This is a genomic window from Sediminicoccus sp. KRV36, from assembly GCF_023243115.1.
Taxonomy (GTDB): domain Bacteria; phylum Pseudomonadota; class Alphaproteobacteria; order Acetobacterales; family Acetobacteraceae; genus Roseococcus.
Genome location: NZ_CP085081.1, coordinates 25,598 through 45,589, shown reverse-complemented (window position 1 = coordinate 45,589; position 19,992 = coordinate 25,598). Strand labels below are relative to the sequence as shown.

General features: G+C 68.0%; 22 protein-coding genes. 18 read left to right on the top strand and 4 right to left on the bottom strand.

The genetic code is table 11. The features are described from left to right. Positions 1-56 precede the first annotated feature (56 nt). Together LHU95_RS00210 and LHU95_RS23305 are read left to right on the top strand one after the other, a co-directional pair. Positions 57-611: an HD domain-containing protein gene (locus LHU95_RS00210; protein ID WP_248709377.1), complete on the top strand. Its 555-nt coding sequence runs from the start codon at positions 57-59 to the stop codon at positions 609-611. Continuing rightward, positions 608-1,351: a GNAT family N-acetyltransferase gene (locus LHU95_RS23305; protein ID WP_283094278.1), complete on the top strand. Its 744-nt coding sequence runs from the start codon at positions 608-610 to the stop codon at positions 1,349-1,351. Before LHU95_RS00210 ends, LHU95_RS23305 begins: the two co-directional genes overlap by 4 nt. 40 nt (positions 1,352-1,391) lie before the next feature. Here LHU95_RS23305 and LHU95_RS00200 read toward each other — a convergent pair whose 3' ends face one another. Further along, positions 1,392-2,366, bottom strand: coding sequence for a quinone oxidoreductase (locus LHU95_RS00200; protein ID WP_248709376.1), 975 nt, complete (start codon positions 2,364-2,366; stop codon positions 1,392-1,394). Positions 2,367-2,376: 10 nt separating this feature from the next. Continuing rightward, the gene (locus LHU95_RS00195) at positions 2,377-2,853 is read right to left on the bottom strand and encodes a methylated-DNA--[protein]-cysteine S-methyltransferase (protein WP_248709375.1); all 477 of its coding nucleotides are present in this window, start codon (positions 2,851-2,853) and stop codon (positions 2,377-2,379) included. 130 nt (positions 2,854-2,983) lie between these two features. On the opposite strand from LHU95_RS00195, the gene LHU95_RS00190 reads away from it, so the two are divergent. The 6 genes from LHU95_RS00190 to LHU95_RS00165 all read left to right on the top strand — a co-directional run bounded on the left by LHU95_RS00190 (position 2,984) and on the right by LHU95_RS00165 (position 8,882). Continuing rightward, a complete protein-coding gene (locus tag LHU95_RS00190) occupies positions 2,984-3,337 on the top strand; it encodes a (2Fe-2S) ferredoxin domain-containing protein (protein WP_248709374.1) in 354 nt (117 codons plus the stop codon). After that, positions 3,337-4,626, top strand: a complete 1,290-nt coding sequence (gene mnmE / locus LHU95_RS00185) for a tRNA uridine-5-carboxymethylaminomethyl(34) synthesis GTPase MnmE (protein ID WP_248709373.1) — start codon at positions 3,337-3,339, stop codon at positions 4,624-4,626. Before LHU95_RS00190 ends, mnmE begins: the two co-directional genes overlap by 1 nt. Positions 4,627-4,685: 59 nt before the next feature. Continuing rightward, the gene (gene mnmG / locus LHU95_RS00180; RefSeq protein WP_248709372.1) at positions 4,686-6,557 is read left to right on the top strand and encodes a tRNA uridine-5-carboxymethylaminomethyl(34) synthesis enzyme MnmG; all 1,872 of its coding nucleotides are present in this window, start codon (positions 4,686-4,688) and stop codon (positions 6,555-6,557) included. Then, positions 6,469-7,149, top strand: coding sequence for a 16S rRNA (guanine(527)-N(7))-methyltransferase RsmG (gene rsmG, locus LHU95_RS00175; protein ID WP_349292647.1), 681 nt, complete (start codon positions 6,469-6,471; stop codon positions 7,147-7,149). Before mnmG ends, rsmG begins: the two co-directional genes overlap by 89 nt. Next, positions 7,136-7,972 (top strand): ParA family protein, encoded by an 837-nt coding sequence (locus LHU95_RS00170; RefSeq protein WP_248711615.1) that lies wholly within the window; start codon positions 7,136-7,138, stop codon positions 7,970-7,972. Before rsmG ends, LHU95_RS00170 begins: the two co-directional genes overlap by 14 nt. Before the next feature lie 67 nt (positions 7,973-8,039). Then, the gene (locus LHU95_RS00165; RefSeq protein ID WP_248709371.1) at positions 8,040-8,882 is read left to right on the top strand and encodes a ParB/RepB/Spo0J family partition protein; all 843 of its coding nucleotides are present in this window, start codon (positions 8,040-8,042) and stop codon (positions 8,880-8,882) included. Here the strand turns inward: LHU95_RS00165 and LHU95_RS00160 are convergent. Beyond that, entirely contained in the window at positions 8,872-10,005 is a 1,134-nt protein-coding gene (locus LHU95_RS00160) for a serine hydrolase domain-containing protein (RefSeq protein WP_248709370.1), read from the bottom strand. The genes LHU95_RS00165 and LHU95_RS00160 overlap by 11 nt on opposite strands. A 125-nt stretch (positions 10,006-10,130) precedes the next feature. Here LHU95_RS00160 and LHU95_RS00155 point away from each other — a divergent pair, with 125 nt between their 5' ends. Beyond that, positions 10,131-11,108, top strand: a complete 978-nt coding sequence (locus LHU95_RS00155; RefSeq protein ID WP_248709369.1) for a tripartite tricarboxylate transporter substrate-binding protein — start codon at positions 10,131-10,133, stop codon at positions 11,106-11,108. A gap of 139 nt (positions 11,109-11,247) precedes the next feature. Here the strand turns inward: LHU95_RS00155 and LHU95_RS00150 are convergent, their stop codons facing one another. Then, complete coding sequence (locus LHU95_RS00150) at positions 11,248-12,474, bottom strand: aminotransferase class V-fold PLP-dependent enzyme (RefSeq protein ID WP_248709368.1); 1,227 nt, start codon at positions 12,472-12,474, stop codon at positions 11,248-11,250. Positions 12,475-12,535: 61 nt separating this feature from the next. On the opposite strand from LHU95_RS00150, the gene gnd reads away from it, so the two are divergent. The 9 genes from gnd to LHU95_RS00105 all read left to right on the top strand — a co-directional run bounded on the left by gnd (position 12,536) and on the right by LHU95_RS00105 (position 19,988). Next, the gene (gnd, locus tag LHU95_RS00145; protein ID WP_248709367.1) at positions 12,536-13,513 is read left to right on the top strand and encodes a phosphogluconate dehydrogenase (NAD(+)-dependent, decarboxylating); all 978 of its coding nucleotides are present in this window, start codon (positions 12,536-12,538) and stop codon (positions 13,511-13,513) included. 19 nt (positions 13,514-13,532) lie between these two features. Then, positions 13,533-14,066 (top strand): gluconokinase, encoded by a 534-nt coding sequence (locus tag LHU95_RS00140; RefSeq protein ID WP_248709366.1) that lies wholly within the window; start codon positions 13,533-13,535, stop codon positions 14,064-14,066. Next, positions 14,063-15,712 carry an AMP-binding protein gene (locus LHU95_RS00135; protein ID WP_349292689.1) on the top strand — a complete coding sequence of 550 codons (1,650 nt, stop codon included), beginning with the start codon at positions 14,063-14,065 and terminating at the stop codon, positions 15,710-15,712. The genes LHU95_RS00140 and LHU95_RS00135 overlap by 4 nt, the downstream gene beginning before the upstream one ends. Then, positions 15,709-16,530, top strand: coding sequence for a class I SAM-dependent methyltransferase (locus LHU95_RS00130; RefSeq protein ID WP_248709364.1), 822 nt, complete (start codon positions 15,709-15,711; stop codon positions 16,528-16,530). The genes LHU95_RS00135 and LHU95_RS00130 overlap by 4 nt, the downstream gene beginning before the upstream one ends. Positions 16,531-16,540: 10 nt before the next feature. After that, on the top strand, positions 16,541-17,875 hold the full coding sequence (locus tag LHU95_RS00125) for an acetyl-CoA hydrolase/transferase C-terminal domain-containing protein (protein WP_248709363.1): 1,335 nt from the start codon (positions 16,541-16,543) through the stop codon (positions 17,873-17,875). A gap of 151 nt (positions 17,876-18,026) precedes the next feature. Then, positions 18,027-18,743: a ribonuclease activity regulator RraA gene (locus LHU95_RS00120; RefSeq protein WP_248709362.1), complete on the top strand. Its 717-nt coding sequence runs from the start codon at positions 18,027-18,029 to the stop codon at positions 18,741-18,743. Beyond that, positions 18,740-19,141 carry a hypothetical protein gene (locus LHU95_RS00115; RefSeq protein WP_248709361.1) on the top strand — a complete coding sequence of 134 codons (402 nt, stop codon included), beginning with the start codon at positions 18,740-18,742 and terminating at the stop codon, positions 19,139-19,141. Before LHU95_RS00120 ends, LHU95_RS00115 begins: the two co-directional genes overlap by 4 nt. Before the next feature lie 75 nt (positions 19,142-19,216). Next, a complete protein-coding gene (locus LHU95_RS00110; protein ID WP_248709360.1) occupies positions 19,217-19,597 on the top strand; it encodes a hypothetical protein in 381 nt (126 codons plus the stop codon). Then, positions 19,587-19,988, top strand: coding sequence for a thioesterase family protein (locus LHU95_RS00105; RefSeq protein ID WP_248709359.1), 402 nt, complete (start codon positions 19,587-19,589; stop codon positions 19,986-19,988). The genes LHU95_RS00110 and LHU95_RS00105 overlap by 11 nt, the downstream gene beginning before the upstream one ends. Positions 19,989-19,992 lie beyond the last annotated feature (4 nt).

Genomic DNA, 19,992 nt, shown 5'->3' with positions numbered 1-19,992 from the left:
TCCAAGGAGTTTCCTGATGCGCGGATTTCCGCGAATGCGCGGCTGAGGCTTCGCCGATGAGCGCCAAGATCCTGGCGGCCGCGAGTTTCGCGGCCGCCGTCCATGCCACGCATCGCCGCAAGGGCGCCGCGGCGGAGCCCTATATCAACCACCCGATCGAGGTCGCGCAGATCCTCGCCGAACATGACGCGCCCGAGGCGGCGATCATCGCGGCCCTGCTGCATGATACGGTCGAGGATAGCGACAATGACCCCGAGCCCGTGACGCTGGAAGCACTGGCCGCGCGTTTCGGCGCGGAAGTCGCGGCCATCGTGGCCGAAGTCTCGGATGACAAGAGCCTGCCCAAGGAGATCCGCAAGGGCCTTCAGGTTTCGCAGGCGCCGAAGAAATCCGCCGCGGCGAAGATGGTGAAGCTGGCCGACAAGATTTCCAACCTGCGTGCCATCGTGGCCGCACCGCCCGCTTCCTGGAACCATGCGCGGCGCGTCGAGTATGTCGGCTGGGCCGGGCGCGTGGCGGCCGGGCTGCGCGGCGTGAATCCCGGGCTGGAAGCGCTGTTCGACAGGACCTACCAGACGGCCATGGCCGAATTGGCGCGGGAAGCGGCGTGAGGCCCGGGATCGTCGCCGCCCTGGAACGCGCGACGCTCAATGCCCTGCCTGCCCCACGCGTGCTGTTCGATGGCCCCTTCGTCGTGAAGGCCTTCCTGGGCGGGACAGGCCGCGCCAATGCCGCCGCCTCTCTCGACCCGGCCGCCGATCCGGATCTCGTACCGCGTGTCGCCCGCATCGAGGCGCATTACCGGCGCCTGGGGCTGAAGCCGCGCTTTCGCTCCTCACCGCTCGATCCGGCCGGGCTGGAGGGGCTTCTGCGGCAGGATGGCTGGCAGGAGGCCGATGAGAGCCTGGTCACCTGCGGGCCGCTCGGCCCGGTGGCCCGGGCCGATGCCGCGGTCGAGTTCCTCGCGGCGCCGGACACGACCTGGCTGGAGGTGATTGGTACGGCGGAATACCAATCCGCGACGCGGCGGGCCGAGAAGCTGGAAGCGGTGCCGCTATTCGCCATTCCCGTCGCCTGGCTGGTGCTGCGCGAGGATGGCGTTGCCGCAGCCGCCATGGCGACCACCAGCGACGGCGCATTCTGCGGGGTCTTCGACCTCGCGGTGCGGCCGGAATTCCGCCGGCGCGGCCTGGCGCAGCGCATGATCGGCGCCGCCGCCCATTGGGCGGCGGCGCATGGCGCCACGCAGCTCTTTGCCCAGGTCGCCGCGACCAATACGGCGTCCCGGGCACTCCAGAGCGGCCTGGGGATGCTGGAGCAGTATCGCTACCGCTATTTCCTGAGAGGCTGAGGGGAGTTGGGCGCGCCGCGAAGGCCGCGCCCTGTCTCCTTCAGGGCAGCAGGACGGTGCTGCCCGTCGTCTTGCGGGCTTCGAGGTCGCGATGGGACTGCGCGGCATCCTTGAGCGCATAGCGCTGGTTGATCTGCAGCTTCACCGCGCCGGATTTGACCACCGCAAAGAGCTCGGCCGCCACATTCTCCAGATCGCTGCGCTTCATCGTGTAGGAGCCCAGCGTCGGGCGCGTCAGATACAGCGAGCCCTTGGCGGCGAGGATGCCGATATCAATCGGCGGCACGGCACCCGAGGCATTGCCGTAGCTGACCATCATGCCGAGCGGGGCCAGGCAATCGAGCGAGGCGGTGAAGGTGTCACGCCCCACGCTGTCATAAACCACGGGCAGCATCGCGCCACCGGTGATGCGCTTGACGGCGGCGGGCAGATCCTCGCCCGAGATGACGACGTGGTCGCAGCCATGGGCGCGCGCCAGCTCGGCCTTGGCCTGGGTGCTGACGGTGCCGATGACGGTGCAGCCGAGGGACTTGGCCCATTGCACCATGATGAGCCCGACGCCGCCGGCCGCGGCATGGATCAGGATCGTCTCGCCAGCCTTCACGCGGTAGGTGCTGCGAAGCAGATACTGCGCGGTCATGCCCTGGAGCATCATCGAGGCAGCCTGCTCGAAATCAATGCCCTCGGGGATCTTCACCAGGCGATCCGCCTTGTTGGTGCGGGCCTCCGCATAGGCGCCCATGGGGCCGGACGCATAAGCGACGCGATCCCCGACCGCGACCTCGGTCACGCCCTCGCCGACGGCCTCGACGATGCCGGCCCCTTCCATCCCGATGGTGAAGGGCAGCGAAGGCGCCTTGTAGAGGCCGGTGCGGAAATAGACGTCGATGTAATTGAGGCCGACCGCCTTCTGGCGGATCAGCGCCTCACCCGGCTTGGGGTGTGGCAGGGGCACTTCCTCCCAGAGCATCTTCTCCGGGCCGCCATATTCGTGGACGCGGATGGCGTGGTTCATGCGGGTGTTCCTAGATCAGAAAATGGGGGGAGGGCAGATTGAGCGTGCGCGCCTCAAGTGCCAGGAGATAACGCTTCGTCTCGGGCCCATCCAGGCCGGAATAGCCGCCGAGCGCGCCATTGGCGGCGACCACGCGGTGGCATGGGATCAGGATGGGGATGGGATTGCGGCCATTGGCCTGGCCGACGGCGCGCGGATGCGAGGCGACCTCACGCGCAATGTCACCATAGCTGCGGGTCTCCCCGGCTGGAATCCCGCGCAAGGCGGACCAGACACGGCGCTGATAGGGCGTGCCATTGGGGGCGAGGGGCAGGTGGAAATGGGCGCGCTTCCCGTCAAAATAGTCATGCAGCTGGTCCCGCGCTTCACGCAGGAGGGGTGTGGCTTCCTGCTCGCTGCCACGACCCCAGTCGAGCGCAACAATCGCCCCCTCATCCTCCGAGAGGGTGATTTCACCGAGCGGTGTGTGAAGCGAAAGTTGCGGCATGTTTCCCTGTATTGCACGCGCAGGTGGATGCAGCACCGCCACGGGGCTGGCGTCAAGCGTCCCGGTCTGGCGCCGGGCCACGCTGTTGCTACATGTGGGATGAAACACGCACCACCGCACAGGAGGCCGCATGGCCGAAGCCGACCCCCCGCCTTATTTCGAGGCGCATGTCTTCGTCTGCTGCAACCGCCGGCCCGATGGGCACAAGCGCGGCAGCTGCGCCGCGGCGGGCAGCGAGGGGCTGCGCGACTACATGAAGGCGCGCGCCAAGGAGCTTGGGCTGAAGGGGGTGCGCATCAACCAGGCGGGCTGCCTGGACCGCTGCGAGTTCGGCCCGACCCTGGTCATCTACCCCGAAGGCATCTGGTACCAGGTGCGCACCCGCGAGGAGGTTGACGAGGTTCTCACCGCGCATCTGGCCGAAGGGGGACGAGCGCGGCGGCTCATGCTGACCGAGAAGGACGTGGTTCCGGCGAAGGCGTGATGGTGATCTTCGCGCTGGCGACGGGTGCCGGGCGCTCCGCCGTGGCGGTCATGCGGCTCTCGGGTGCGGGCAGCGGGGCCTTGCTGCAGGCGCTGGCCGGGACGCTGCCGGCCCCGCGCCGCGCCAGCCTGCGGCTCCTGCGCCATGCGGGGATTCCGCTGGACCGGGCGCTGGTTCTCTGGTTTCCGGCACCGGGCAGCTACACGGGCGAGGATAGCGCGGAGTTGCACCTGCATGGCGGGCCGGCGGTCATCGCGGCCGTCGCGGAGGCGCTGGAAGCGCTCGGAGCCCGGCCGGCGGAGCCCGGGGAATTCACGCGCCGCGCCTTCCTCCATGGCCAGCTGGATCTGACCGCCGCCGAGGGCATCGCCGATCTCATCGCGGCCGAGACCGAGGCCCAACGCCGCCAGGCGCTGCGCCAGGCGGAGGGGGCGCTGGCCCGGCGCCATGCCGAATGGGCCACGCGGCTGACGCAGATTCTGGCCCGGCAGGAGGCCTTCATCGAGTTCGAGGAGGAGGATCTTCCGGATGACCTCGATGCGCGGGTGGAAGCGGATGCGGCGGCCCTTGGCGCCGAGATGGCGGCCCTCCTGGCCGAGGGCGGCCGCGGGGAGAAGCTGCGCGAGGGGCTGAGCATCGCCATCCTGGGCGCACCGAATGCGGGAAAATCTTCCCTCCTCAATGCGTTGGCCGGGCGCGAGGCGGCGATTGTCTCGGCGCGGGCCGGCACGACGCGGGATGTGGTGGAAGTGCGCATGATCCTGGCCGGAATGCCTGTCACGCTCGCGGATACCGCCGGGCTGCGCGAAGCCGCCGATGACATCGAGGCGGAGGGTGTGCGACGCGCCCTGGCGCGGGCCGAGATGGCGGATCTGCGCTTGCTGGTCTTTGCCGCGGATGCCGAGCCTGATGCAGCGACACTGATGCTGCAGGGGAAGGATGCCCTTGTGGTGCTCAACAAGGCGGACCTGACCGGCGCCGGCATGCGTGGCGCCATGCGCGTCTCGGCCCGCACCGGCGAAGGGCTTGCGGCGCTGCGCAGCCAGCTGGAGGAAGCCGCCGCCGCACTGGGCGGCCTTTCGGACGCCGCGCTGCTGACACGCCCGCGGCATCGGGCAGCGTTGCGTGACGCATTGGAAGAGCTGGACCGCCTTCCAGGTGCCGGCCTGCCCGAATTGCGCGCGGAAACACTGCGGCGGGCGTTACGCGCACTCTCCCGCCTCACCGGGCGGGTGGATGCGGAGCAGGTGCTGGATGTGGTCTTCGGAGAATTCTGCATTGGCAAGTAGAGTTTGATCCGCGGCGCGGTGAATCGCCCTCTCCGCGGGCGGCTGCTATACGCCGGACCATGTGGGACATGCGCTTCGATGTGATCGTGGTGGGCGGCGGCCATGCCGGCTGTGAGGCGGCTGCCGCTGCCGCACGATGTGGCGCACGCACGCTGCTGCTGACGCATGATCCGGCGAAGCTCGGGGAGATGTCCTGCAATCCGGCAATTGGCGGCATCGGCAAGGGGCATCTGGTCCGTGAGGTGGATGCGCTGGATGGGTTGATGGGCCGCGCCGCCGATGCGGCAGGGATCCATTTCAAGCTGCTCAATCGCAGCAAGGGCCCCGCGGTGCGTGGCCCGCGCGCCCAGGCGGACCGCCGGCTTTATCGCGAGGCGATGCAGGCCCTGCTGGCCGAAACGGCGGGGCTGAGCATCCTGGGCGAGCCGGCCGAGGATCTCGTGATCGAACAGGGGCGCCTGCAGGGAGTGGTGACAGCCAGCGGGCGTCGCGTAGCTTGTGGCGCCCTGGTCATCACGACTGGCACCTTCCTGCGCGGCGTGATCCATATCGGCACCCAGCGCTTTCCGGCCGGCCGCATGGGTGAGGCACCGGCGGTGGGCCTCGCTCTCGCGCTGGAGCGTCTGGGACTGCCGCTGGCCCGGCTCAAGACGGGAACGCCGCCGCGGCTGGATGGCCGCACGATCCACTGGGCCAGCCTCGAAATGCAGCCAGGCGATGCCGAGCCGGAGCCGCTGTCCTGGATGACGCAGCGGATCACCAACCGCCAGGTCGAATGCGGGATCACCCATACGACAGCGCGCACGCATGACATCATTCGCGGTAGCCTGCATCTCTCGGCGGTCTATGGCGGACAGATCGAGGGCATCGGGCCGCGCTACTGCCCTTCCGTCGAAGACAAGGTGGTTCGCTTCGCCGGGCGTGAGCGGCACCAGATCTTTCTGGAACCCGAGGGGCTGGACGATCCGACGGTCTATCCCAATGGCATTTCGACCAGCCTGCCCGAGGATGTGCAACGCGCGATGATCGCCAGCATCCCCGGGCTGGAGCAAGCGACGATCCTGCGGCCAGGCTACGCGATCGAATATGACCATGTGGACCCGCGCGCGCTGCGGCCCAGCCTGGAATGCCGTTCGCTGCCTGGGCTTTTTCTCGCCGGCCAGATCAACGGCACCACCGGCTATGAGGAGGCAGCCGCGCAAGGGCTGCTGGCCGGGGTGAATGCCGCACATATCGCGTCCGGCGGTACGGCGGATGCCACGCTGAACCGGGCTGAGGCTTATCTCGGTGTGCTGGTGGATGACCTCACCCTGCAGGGTGTCAGTGAGCCCTATCGCATGCTGACGGCACGCTCGGAGTATCGGCTCAGTCTTCGCGCCGATAATGCCGGCATGCGCCTGACGGAGAAGGGGCTGGGTTGGGGCTGCATCGGCCCGGCCAGGGCCGCGATGCATCGCGCTTTCGCGACGGACGTCACCGAGGCGCTGTCGCGCGCACGGACGGAGGGCGCCACTCCATCCGCCTATGCCGCGGCCGGTGTTGCGGTGAACCAGGATGGCCGCTGGCGCAGCGCGCTTGATACCTTGTCGCTGCCAGCCATGTCGGCGGTCGCCGCGGAATCCCTGTTTCCGTGGCTGCGCGATCTGCCGAAACGCGTCCGCGCCTATGTCGAGGCCGAGGCGCTCTATGGCCCATATCTGGCACGACAAGAGGGCGAACGCGCCTTGCTGGAGCGGGAGGAAGCCTTGGCCATCCCGGCGGATGTGGATTTTGCCGATATTGCCGGCCTCTCCAACGAGATGAGGGACCGCCTGCAACGCTCCCGTCCTGCCACGCTGGGCGGTGCTGGCCGGTTGCCCGGCATCACGCCCGCCGCCGTCGCCGCCTTGGCGGTTCATCTTCGCCGCGGTGTTTCACGTGAAACAGCCTGACGCGCCATCCCTCGATGTTTCACGTGAAACAGAGCTTCGGCTGCGGGAATATCTGCGCCTGCTGCTCAGCTGGAACGCGAAGATCAATCTGATTGCGGCGGCATCGGAGGAGGAGGTCTGGCACCGGCATGTGCTTGATTCGTGGCAGCTGCGACCCCTGCTGCCGGATGGCGCGCTGGCAGATCTTGGCTCGGGCGGCGGCCTGCCCGGAATTGTCATCGCCATCGGACGCGAGCAGGAGACGCATCTGGTCGAGTCGGATCGGCGCAAAGCCGCCTTCCTGATGGAAGCCGCCCGCAGCCTGGGCCTGAACCATGTGCGGGTGCACCCTACGCGAATCGAAGCGGCGCGCCTGCCTCCCATCCAGGTCGTGACGGCGCGTGCGCTGGCCCCCTTGCGGGAACTTGTCACGCATGCGGCGAGAATCCTGGCGCCAGACGGCGTTGCCGTGCTGCCCAAGGGCCGAAATGCGGAGGCGGAGTTGACGGCCACCGCCCCGCACTGGCTTATGCAAACGGAGCGGTTCACAAGCCGCACCGATGCCCTAGCGACCATCCTCCGCCTCAGCGAGATACGCCCTGCCGGTGTCTGACCCATCCGCCTTTCGCATCCTTGCTCTCGCCAACCAAAAGGGGGGTGTGGGGAAAACCACGACGGCTGTGAACCTGGCAGCGGCCTTGGCGGCACGTCATCGCGTAGTGCTGATTGACCTCGACCCGCAGGGCAATGCCTCCACCGGACTGGGCATCGCGCGCGCGGCCCGGGGCGCGGGCAGCTATGCCATGCTGGTCGAAGGCCGGCCCGTGGCCGAGGTGCTGCGCCCAACCGCCATCCCCAACCTGTCCATCATCCCGGCTGATCCCAACCTGGCCGGCGGCGAGCTGGAATTGGTGGACCTTGCCCGGAGGGAAACACGCCTGCGGGATGCGCTGGCAAAGGGGGCGGAAGCGCTCAAGGGCGTCGAATGGGTGCTGCTGGATTGCCCCCCCTCGCTTGGCCTGCTGACGCTGAACGGCCTGGTGGCAGCCGAGTCGGTGATGGTTCCGCTTCAGGCAGAATTCTACGCGCTGGAAGGTGTCTCCCAGATCATCCAGACGCTGGAACGCGTGCGGGCCGGCTTCAACCCCGCGCTGCGGCTGGATGGCATCGTGCTCACCATGTTCGATCGCCGCAACAACCTGGCCGAGGCCGTGGCAACCGATGTGCGGAGTTTCTTCAAGTCACAGGTCTACGACACCGTGATTCCCCGCAATGTTCGCGTCTCCGAGGCGCCATCCCACGGCCTGCCGGTGACCTTCTACGATCCGCGCTCGCCCGGGGCCGAAGCCTATACCCGCCTGGCCGCTGAATTCCTGCGGCGGCACCGCGCGCGCCTGCGCGAACTGGCAAAGAATGATCTGGAGCGCGAATCCTGATCCGTGCTGATTGGGATGCCCGAGGGCCAACCACCCCCGATTCGCCGATGGCCGAGGAAGCCGCATCATGACCAAATCCCCTGCCCTGGGCCGCGGCCTCTCAGCCCTTCTCGGTGACGCCGCGGCCGCGAGCCCGAGCGCGCCAGGCCTGCGCACCTTGCAGGTCAGCGCGATCGAGCCTGGGCCCTTCCAGCCGCGCGAGGCGCTGGACGAGGCCGCACTCGGGGAACTCGCGGCTTCCATACGTGAGCACGGCGTGCTGCAGCCCATCCTGGTGCGACCGATCAAGTCCCGGCCGAACCGCTTCGAGATCATTGGCGGGGAGCGGCGCTGGCGCGCGGCCCAGGCGGCCGGGCTGCATGAGGTGCCGGCCCTGGTGCGGGAGTTCTCGGACCGTGAGGCCATGGCCGCCGGACTTGTGGAGAACCTCCAGCGCCAGGATCTCAACCCGCTGGAAGAGGCAGAGGGCTATGGCCGCCTGACCGAGCAATTCGGCCTGACCCAGGAAGCCCTGGCCCGCGCCGTCGGCAAGAGCCGCCCGCATGTCGCCAATACGTTGCGGCTGCTCAACCTGCCCGAGCGCGTCCGGGACCTGCTGCGTGAGGGCGCCTTGACCGCAGGTCACGCACGGGCGCTGCTCACCGCCAAGGACCCTGTGGCCTTGGCGCTGCAGGTGGTGGATCGCGGCCTGAATGTGCGCCAGGCGGAAGCCCTGGCGGCGGCAAAGAATATCCCGCCCGCCGCGCGCCAGCCGAAATCCGATGCCGAGACACGCGCGCTGGAGCGCCAGATCACCGGGCATCTCGGCCTCAAGGTCACCATCCGCCATGGCGTCAGGGGCGGGCAGGTGATCCTCGCCTATAAGGACCTGGACCAGCTGGACGGGCTGGTCCGCCTCCTCACGAAATGACGGCCGCGTGGGCCAGGGTGCTCAGCGTATCCATGCGCGGCCCATGGAATTCCTCCGTCTGCCGCGTGTTGGACAGAAAGGCGAAGGACAGGCCGGATTCCGGATCGCCCCAGCAATAGGACGAGCCCACCCCGCCATGCCCAAAGGTGCCGGGATGCGCGATGGCGCCCAGGCCACGCATGGCCGGCGTGGTCCCGCGCAGATGTGGCCCCAGCCCACGATGCATCGGCATTCCATTATACTCATCCACCCGGTCGCCGGTGTAGTTCCGCACCGCATAGGCCATCATGCGCGGTGAGATGATGCGCCGCCCGGCCAAGGCGCCGCCCTGGAGCAGCGCCTGGTAGAAGGCCGCCATCGCCCGTGCCGTGCCGTAGCCGCCGCCGCCCGGAACACCCGCCGCCAGGAATGCGGCGGTGCCCTCCGGCATGCGCACCGCCCCATCCACGTCATGCATATCCGCCGTGCGCGCCTGCATCTCCACCGGAACGCCGACAAAAAGCTCCGCATCCAGGCCGAGCGGCGCGATGATCCGCCGGCGCAGATAGGCGCGGTGATCCTCGCCCGTCACGGCACGGATGACGGCCGCCGCGACCCAATGGGCGGCCGAGGGGTGGTAGCGCACGCGGCTGCCAGGCTCCCATTGCAGCGTAAGGGCGCAGACCAGCTCTCGCAGCTTCGCCGCATCTTCCCAGGCGGCAGGTGGAATTTCCGCCCCCGGGAAGCCGGCCTGATGGGTCAGCAGCTCGATGAAGGTGATGGCGCCCTTGCCTCCGGCTTCAAAGCCCGGAAGGTGCTGCGCAATCGGATCCGTCAGTCGCAGCAGGCCATCCTCGGCCAACGCCCAGAGACCCGCCGCGGTGATGACCTTGGTGTTGGAATACAGCAGCCACAGCGACGCATCGCTCGCCGCAACGCCCGCCCGCGCGGCACCAAAACTGCGAAACAGCGCCAGCTTGCCATGCCGGGCCAGCGCGACCTGGGCCCCGGGATGGTGCCCCGCCGCGATATCCGCCTCGATCCGCGCGCAGAGAAGGTCGAGCTTCGCGGGGTCCAGCCCAAGCTCGGCCGGGGTCGCGGAGGGAAGGGGGAAGGCTGAGGGAAGGGGGGAGGCTGCGGTCATGGCTGAAAATCCTCGGTTTCGTTGCGCATTACGCCAGAGGCGCGGCGCCTTGCCAAACGCCCCCCGCCACCGCCTACAATCCTGCCTGAAGGGCGCCGTCCGATCGCCCATGGAGGATCTTGCCCATGCTCATTCCGCGCCGCGCCGCGCTGGCCCTTGCCCCCCTCCTTACGCCCCTGGCCCTGCCCGCCCGGGCCCAGACATCAGCCTTCCCGGACCGCACGGTCCGCTACATCGTGCCCTTCACACCCGCGGGCCTGACCGACATCATGGCGCGGCTGGTCGCCCATCGGCTTTCAGAGATCTGGGCCAAGCCGGTGGTCGTGGAAAACCGAGCCGGCGGCAACGCCATGATCGGCGCCGACGCGGCGGCGAAATCCCTGCCTGATGGGCATACGCTGCTGGCCATCACGCTCACCCATGCCGTGAATGTCAGCCTGATCCCCGATGCGCCCTATGATCTGATGCGCGATTTCCTGCCGGTCTCCATTCTGGGATCGCTGCCGCTGGTCGTCGTCGTCAACCCGTCCAACCCGGCCCGCAGCCTGGCTGACCTGATCGCGCAGGCGCGGGGGCGCGTGCTGAATGGCGGCAGTTCAGGCAATGGGTCGCCACCGCATCTGGGGCTGGAATTGTTCAGGCGTGTCTCAGGGGCGGGCGGCAACATCACCCATGTGCCCTATCGGGGCGGGGCGCCCGGTGTCACCGATCTCGTTGCCGGCAATCTGGATTTCATGGTTTCCAACCTGCCCGAATGCCTCGCCCAGATTCAGGGGGGGCGTCTGCGCGGCCTCGCCGTGACCGGAGCGGCGCGCCATCGCCTCCTTCCCGACACGCCCACCGTGGCCGAGGCCGGCGCACCCGAGCTGGAAATGACCAATTGGACCGCGATGCTGACCAACACCGCCGTCCCACGCGCCGCCTTCGCCGAGATCGCGCGCGCAACCCAACTCGCCCTGCGGGATGGCGAGACGCGCCGCCGCGCGGAGGAAGGCGGCTTCGATGTCCTGGCCTGGGACCCGGACCGCTCACGCGCCTTTGCCGCCGAGGAAGTGACCCGATGGGGGCGCCTGGTCCGCGAAGCGGGGATCAGGCCGGATTGAGGGCCTTGAGCCCGCGCGCTGCGATGAGCGGGTGAAGGGGGGCGAGGGGCGCTGCCCCTCGGGCTCCCCGGCAGGAAACTCAGTTTCCTGCACCTTCGGCAGGTTGTTGATTCACAACGAATAAGCGGTAGGGCACGGGCTAGTAAGCACGCCCGGCTGCCATCTCGGGCGCGGCGCCTGCGCGCGCTTCAGCCACGGCCAGGCGGAGATCCGCGAGGTATTCCTCCGCCACCTCGGCATGCAGGGGATTGAGATGCAGGTGAATGCCGTCCGGCTCCTGCTGTCGGCTCACCAGCCACCCGCGCCCATCCAGGATCGTCGCCACCCGGCCGATAGGCAGCCCCGGATCATGGCTGCGATACACCAGGATGGCATGCTCGCCCGGCAGCACCTCCAGGCCAGGGATCGTCTGGATGCCTGCCGCGATCACGCTCCGCGCCTCCCGAATCCGGCGCGCGCAATCGAGATACCCGGCCTGCCCGAGATGCCGCATCACCGCCCAGGCGGCAGCGACCGCGCCGCCAGGCCGCGTGCCCTGCGCCGTATGGGCGGCGTAGAGGCCACGGGCCCAGGCCTTGCTCTCGAAGCGGTGATGCTGCTTCAGCCCCGCATCACGCAGCAACAGCAAGGAGGCCCCCTTGGGCGCCATGCCATGCTTGTGGATATCGGCGCTGATCGAGGTGACGCCGGGCACGGCGAAATCCCAATCCGGCAGAGCCACCCCGAGCCGCGACAGGAAGGGCGAGAGGAAGCCGCCCACGCAGGCATCCACATGCAGCCAGACGCCGCGCGCAGCCGCCAGGGCGCCCAGCTCCGCGATGCGGTCAATTCCACCAAACGGATAATTCGGCGCGGACCCCACCAACGCCACGGTGTTCGCGTCCATCGCCGCCATCATGGCGACGATGTCGCTGCGGCGATCAGCGGCGGTTGGGATGCGTCGAACCTCCAGCCCGAGATACCAGCCGGCACGGTCAAAGGTGAGATGCGCCGTATCGGGAATGACAATATTCGGCCGGGCCACGCCGGCCTTCTCGCGCGCGGCGAGCATCGCCAGAAAGATGCTCTCGCTGCCGCCCGAGGTGAAGGTGCCGCCAGCACCCTCGGGTGCGCGCATGAGGGAGAGGCCCATCTCCACCACCTCCCCCTCCAGCCGGGCGAGAGAGGGGAAGGCGCGTTGGCCCAGGTTGTTTTCCGTCCAGAAGGTGAGATAGGCCTCCTGCTGAACACGCTCCAGCGCTTCGTCGAGGTAGTAGAAGAACACCGCCATCCGGCCGCGCTTCCAGGAATAATCCCGGGCCTTGGCCTCCAGCAGGGCCTGCTTCAGGGCCGGCCATTCCTGGCCTTCTTCAGGAATTGCGATCATCTCTTTCCTCGCGGCGGCGTTTGCGCCATCAAATCACGCAGAAAAAGCGGGGGGAAGCGCGATGCAGCTCGGAATGGTCGGCCTCGGCCGGATGGGGGGCAATATCCTGCGCCGGGTAATGCGCGCAGGCCATGAAGGCCTGGCCTTCGACCGGGATGACGCAGCGGTGGCAACACTGGTGGCCGAGGGCGCGACCGGGGCCAGCAGCCTGGCGGAGCTTGTCTCCCTGCTGCATGCGCCGCGCATCATCTGGGTGATGCTCCCGGCGGGCGAAATCACCGAGGCCTGCCTGCGGGAATTGCACGCCCTGCTCAGCCCGGGCGATGTGATCATCGAGGGCGGCAATTCCTTCTGGAAGGATTCCGCCCGGCGCGGTGCCGAGGCCAAGGCGCTGGGGCTGCATTACCTGGATATCGGCACTTCGGGCGGCGTCTGGGGCCTGAAGCGCGGCTATTGCCTGATGATCGGCGGCGCGGCCGAGGTGGTGGCCCGGCTCGATCCCTTGCTCGCTGCCCTGGTGCCGGGCGAAGGCAGCGCCCTGCCCACCGAGGGCCGCGAAGCGCGGGACCCCAGGCCGGCCAAGGGCTATGTCCATTGTGGCCCCAATGGCGCCGGGCATTACGCCAAGATGGTCCATAACGGGATCGAATACGGCATGATGCAGGCCATGGCCGAAGGGCTGGACCTGATGCGCGCCGCACCCTTCCCGCTCGACCTGCCCGACATCACCGAGGCCTGGCGCCGCGGCTCCGTCGTCTCCTCCTGGCTGCTGGACCTGACGGCCCAGGCCCTGGCCTTCGACCCTGACCTCGCGGAATACAGCGGCCATGTGAGCGACAGTGGTGAGGGCCGCTGGACGGTGGATACGGCGGTCGAGCAGGCCGTGCCCGTCCCGGTGCTCGCCGCCGCCCTCTTCGCGCGCTTCCGCTCCCGCCAGGAGGCCAGCTTCGCCGACAAGGCGCTGAGCGCCATGCGCAAGGGCTTTGGCGGCCATCTGGAGCCCCGCCCCCAAGCCCCGAGGAAGGGGCAACCGGGGTGAGGCGGGGCCGCTTCCCGTCATGCATCGCCACCCGGCCGGCCCGGCAGCCATGATGTTGCATGTGCTGGTCATGGGCGTCTCGGGCTCGGGAAAATCCACCATCGGCGCGCAGCTGGCGCTGGCCCTGGCGCTGCCCTTCGCGGATGCCGATGCCTTCCACCCCCCCGCCAATGTCGCGAAGATGGCGGCCGGCACGCCGCTGACCGATGCGGATCGCTGGCCCTGGCTCGATGCGCTGGGTGCCTGGCTGGCCGCGCAGCAGCTGGGGGGCGTGATTGCCTGCTCGGCCCTCAAGCGCGTCTATCGGGATCGTCTGCGCGCCGCCGTGCCGGGGCTGCGCATCCTGCATCTTTCGGGGATGCCGGCCATGATCACGGCGCGCCAGGCGGCGCGGGAGCACCACTTCATGCCGCCCAGCCTCATGGCCAGCCAATTCGCCACGCTGGAACCCCCCGCACCGGATGAAGCGGCACTGGTGCTCGACATCACCGCCCCGCCCGAGGTGCTGATCCTCCAGGCCACGGCGCAACTGCGAAGGATCGCGGCATGCTGACCCAGACCGAGACGAGCTACGTGCATGGCGCTTCGGCCACGCCGCTGATCGGCGCCACCATCGGCGCGCATTTCACCTCGGCAGCGACGCGCTGGCAGGACCGCCCGGCGCTGATCGTCCGGCAGCAGGGCATTCGCTGGAGCTATGGCGAATTGCTGGCGCGCGCCGAGGATGTTGCCGCCAATCTGCTGGCGCTTGGGCTGCGGCCCGGCGATCGCGTCGGCATCTGGTCGCCCAACAATGCCGAATGGGTGCTGACGCAATATGCCACTGCCCTGGCCGGCCTCGTGCTGGTGAACATCAACCCGGCCTATCGCCTGTCGGAGCTGGAATACGCGCTGAACAAGGTGGGATGCCTCGCGCTGATCACGGCCACGCGCTTCAAGAGCAGCGACTATATCGCCATGCTGGATGCGCTCGGCCCCGCCCGCCTGCCCGGCCTGCGCCATCGCATCCAGATCGGCCCGGAAACCGCGCCCGGCTTCGTCAATTTCACCACGCTCATGGCATCGGCCGACAAGACGGCGCTGCAGGCCCAGGCCGGCGCGCTGCAGAGCGATGACCCGATCAACATCCAGTTCACCAGCGGCACCACCGGCGCGCCCAAGGGCGCCACCCTCACGCACCACAATATCCTGAACAACGGCTTCTTCGTGGGCGAGACCATGCGCCTGACCGAGCAGGACGCCATCTGCATCCCCGTGCCGCTTTACCACTGCTTCGGCATGGTGCTGGGCAACATGGCCTGCACCACCCATGGCGCGGCGATGGTCTATCCCGGCGAAGGCTTCGACCCGCTCGAAACGCTGCGGACCGTGGAGGCCGAGCGCTGCACAGGGCTCTATGGCGTGCCCACCATGTTCGTGGCACAGCTGAACCACCCCGAATTCGCGCGCTTCGACCTCTCCTCGCTACGCACGGGAATCATGGCGGGTTCCCCCTGCCCGATCGAGGTGATGCGCCAGGCCATCGAGAAGATGAGCCTGCGCGAAATCACCATCTGCTACGGCATGACGGAAACCAGCCCCGTAAGTTTCCAAACCCATGTGGATGACCCGCTGGAGCGGCGCATCGGCACGGTCGGCCGCATTCATCCGCATGTCGAGGTGAAGATCGTGGATGCCGAAGGCCGCGTGGTGCCGCGCGGCGCTGTGGGTGAGCTTTGCACCCGCGGCTATTGCGTCATGCTGGGCTATTGGGACGAGCCGGAACGCACGGCCGAGGCGATTGACGCCGCAGGCTGGATGCACACGGGCGATCTGGCGACGATCGACGCCGAGGGCTACTGCAACATCGTCGGCCGCATCAAGGATATGGTGATCCGCGGCGGCGAGAACATCTACCCGCGCGAGGTGGAGGAGTTCCTGTTCCGCCACCCCAAGATCGCCGAGGTGCAGGTCATCGGCGTGCCTGATCCGCGCATGGTCGAGGAGCTTTGCGCCTGGATCCGCCTCAAGCCCGGCGAGAGTGCCACGGAGGAGGAGATCCGCGATTTCTGCCGTGGGCAGATCGCCCATTACAAGATCCCGCGCCACATCCGCTTCGTCGAGGAATTCCCCATGACCGTCACCGGCAAGGTGCAGAAATTCATCATGCGCGAGCGGATGGTGGCCGAACTCGGCATCAAGGAACAGAAGACCGCGTGAGCGGGAATTGGCGCAGCCTGAACCGGGCAAACTGGGATGAACGCGTGCCGCTGCATCTCGGCTCGGCGCTGTATGACCGCGCCCATCTGCGTGCGCGTCAGGGGCGGCTGGATGCCATCGCCGAGGCGGGGCTTGGCGATGTGGCCGGGCTGCGCATCGCCCATCTGCAATGCCATATGGGGGATGACACGCTCTGCCTCGCGCAGCGCGGCGCCGCCGAAGTGGTCGGCCTGGATTTCAGCGCCCCCGCCATTGCGGCGGCAAGCTGCTTCGCCGCCGAACTCGGCCTCGTGCAGGCGCGCTTCGTGCAGTCCGACATCCATGACGCGCCGGCCGCACTCGGCACGGGTTACGATCTGGTTTTCACAAGCTGGGGCGCGATCTGCTGGCTGCCCGATATCCGGGCCTGGGCACGTGTCATCGCGCAGTTGCTGCGGCCGGGCGGCGCGCTGTTCTTCGCCGAGGCGCATCCCGTGGCGCTGGTCTTCGACGATGCCGCACCCGCCGATGCCCAGGGGCGCCCCGGATGGGATGTGCCCTATTTCGGCGGCGGGCCGCTGGAGATCCATGAATTTCGTGACTATGCCGATTCTGAAGCCGTGCTGAGCAACAGCCACACGGTGCAATGGCTGCACAGCCTCTCCGACATTCTCGGCGCGCTGCGCGATGCCGGGCTGCGCCTGGAATGGCTGAAGGAGCATCCCGGCTGCCCCTGGCAAATGTTTCGGTCGCTCGTGCGCGGTCCGGATGGGCTATGGACCTGGCCGGACCGCGCCTGGCTGCCCCTCGGCATCAGCCTGCGCGCCACACGCGAATGAAGGAATGGCGATGATCCAACGGACAGCCGGCCGCGCAGCGCGCCAGATGACGCCGGAAGAGGCCGCGGCACTGGTGAAGTCCGGTGACTGGCTCGATTACGGCGCCACCTTCAACCAGCCCGACGCCTTTGACCGCGCCCTGGCCGCGCGCAAGGCGGAACTGCACGGCGTGAACATCCGCAACTGCCTCAGCATGCGCCCCCGCGCCGTGCTGGAAGCCGACCCCGGGCGCGCGCATTTCGCCTGCTACAACTGGCATTTCTCCGGCTATGACCGGAAGCAGCATGATGCCGGCCTGTGCCACTACATCCCCTGCCATCTCGGCGAAATCCCGGATTATTATCGCCGCTTCATCGAGCGCGTGGACATCGCCATCCTGAAGGCGGCGCCGATGGATGCGGAGGGGTTTTTCAACCTCGGCCCGATCAGCCTCTGGCACCCGGCGGTGATCGAGCGCGCCACCACCCTCATCCTCGAAATCACGCCCGACATGCCGGCCGCGGTGGGCACGCATGTGCGGGTGCATCACAGCCAAGTGGATGTCGTCATCGAGGGCGATGACACGCCGATGCCCGAATTGCCGAACGCCCGGGCCACCGATGTGGACCGCGCCGTGGCCCGGCTCATCGCCGCCGAAATCGAGGATGGCGCCTGCCTGCAGGTGGGCATTGGCGGCATGCCCAATGCCGTGACCACGCTGTTGCTGGAATCCGGCGTGAAGGACCTCGGCGTGCACACCGAGATGCTGAATGACGGGCTGATCGAGCTGTATCGCGCGGGGCGCATCAGCGGCGGGCGCAAGGCGTTTGACCAGGGCCTGCTCACCTACAGCTTCTGCCTGGGCAGCCGCGCCAGCTATGACACGCTGCGGGGGAATGACGATTTCCTGTGCCGCCCGGTGGATCATACCAACCTGCCGGACACCATCGCCCGCAATGACCGCGTGGTGGCGATCAACAACACGACCCAGCTGGATCTGCAGGGCCAGGCGGCCTCGGAATCCGCGGGCCACCGGCATATCAGCGGCACGGGCGGCCAGGCGCAATTCGTGCGCGGGGCCTATGCCTCGAAGGGCGGGAAATCCTTCATCTGCCTGGCCTCCACCTATGAGCGGCATGGCCAGCGCCGCAGCCGCATCGTGCTGGATCTGACGCCGGGGAATGTCGTCACCACGCCACGCTCCGACCAGATGTTCGTCGTCACCGAATACGGGATGGTGAACCTCAAGGGGCGCTCGGTGCCGGAACGCGCGAAGGCGATCATCGGCCTGGCGCATCCGGATGACCGTGAGGAGCTGGCGCGGGGGGCGCGCGCGAAGGGGCTGGTGCCGGCGCATTTTCTCTAGGCAGGTGCCCAGGGGTGCTGCCCCTTGGACCCCGGCAGGAAACTCGTTTCCTGCACCTTCATGCCTGAGGAGCAGGACACTGGGCGCGCCATCCGATTGACGCACGGGCCTTCCGGGCGGAAAAGCGCGAGATAGCCCCGGGAGAATGACGATGGCGCTTTCCGCCGCGACCAAAGCCAAGCTTGAGAAGATCACCACCGCGACACTGACAACCGTGCTGCTCAAGAAGGGGCTGCGCAACGTCTGGATGCGCAAGGCCGCGCCCTTCACGCCGGCCGCGCAGAATGTGCGCCTGGTGGGTGAAGCCTTCACGCTGCGCTTCGTCCCCGCGCGCGAGGATCTGGCCACCCCCGCCTCCTGGTCCAGCCCGATCAGCACCCGTGCGGCCATCGAAGCCATGCCGGAAGGCTGCATCGCCGTGGCCGATGCCATGGGCGTCGCGGATGCCGGGATTTTCGGTGATATCCTGTGCGCCCGCCTCGCCAAGCGCGGCGTCACCGCCCTCGTCACCGATGGCGCGGTGCGCGATGTGGCGGGTGTGAATGGCACGGGCCTGCCGGTCTGGTGCGCTGGCGGCGCGGCACCCCCCTCCGTTGCGGGCCTCACCTTCGTGTCCTGGCAGGAGCCCATCGGCTGCGGTGGCGTTGCCGTCTTCCCGGGCGATGTCGTGGTGTGTGACGCCGATGGCTGCGTGCTGATCCCCCAGGCCATGGTCGAGGCCGTGACCGAGGAAAGCGTCGAGCAGGAACGCCTGGAAGGCTGGATCATGACGCAGGTGGATGCCGGCATGGCGCTCCCCGGCCTCTACCCCGCCAATGCCGAGAACAAGGCGCGCTATGAGGCTGACAAGGCCGCCGGGCGCGCATGAAGCCCTGGCCAGCGGCGCTGCTGCTCGGCGCCCTGGGACTGGGCGCTCTCGGCCTGGGCGGCTGCGCCGCCGAACCGCCCGAGCCCCGGGCCGCCGGCACCGCAGCGGCCACCCCGCGTGGGCCTGCCTGCGATGGCAGCTTCCGCGTGACCAACGCTTCGACACGGATCATCTCCCGCATCCATCTGCGCGATGCGGCACTGACGAATTGGGGCCCCGACATGCTGGGGCAGGAAGTGCTGTCTCCCGGCCGGACCAGCACGCTGCGGGCGTCCGCGCCGGGCGTCTATGACATGCGGCTTTTCTGGGCGGACCGGCAGGCGGTGGAGCGCAGGCGCATCACCATCTGCTCGGGCACGCAGGTCAGCGTCGGTAATTTTGGAATCAACCTTCCCTGAGCAGGGTTGCCATCTTGTCAACCTGGGACATTTGGTTACACAAGTGCCACAATCGTCCCAGGGATAAAAATTGTGATGAAATCATCCGTCATGGCCCTGCTCGCCGCGGGCGTTCTCCTCGGTGCCTGCACGCCTGATACCCGCCAGCCTGTTGCCTCCGGGCCGGTCGCCTCGGGCATCATCAACTGCGATACGAGCATTCGCTTCGTGAACAACTCCTCCGCCACGGTGTTCAACCTGCATTATACGCCGACATCCATCGGAAATTGGGGTCCGGATCGCCTCGGCCAGAATGTCCTGCGCCCCGGCGCTGCTTCCAATGTGCGGCTGGCCAATGCCCGTCCCTATGATTTCCGCGTGGTGTGGCAGAACGGCCGCGCGGCCGAAATCCGCAACGTTGATATCTGCCGCGCCAGCCAGATCAGCATCACCAATGCGGGATTGCGTGCGCTCTGATTTCCCCTTCTGGACGGAGGAAAAGCTCCGCATCCAGGACACCGACCTGAACGGCCATGTGAACAACGCCTCGATCGCGGCATTGTGCGAGGCCGGGCGGGGCGAGATCATCTCCGCGGTGGCGGGCATTCCGCGCGAGAGGGCCTTGGGCTCCGCGCTGCGCCGCGTCATCATCGAGTATCTGGCGGAGGTGCATTACCCCGGCACGGTGCGGATCGGCAGCGCCATCGCGAAGGTGGGGAACAGCTCCATCACCATCGCGCAATCGCTGTTCGAGAATGGCCGCTGCTTTGCCACGGCCGAAAGCGTGATCGTCTTCACGGATCGCACCACCCGCCGCCCCGCCCCCATGCCGGAGGCATGGCGCGAAGGCTTCGGAACGCTGGGCTGAGGCC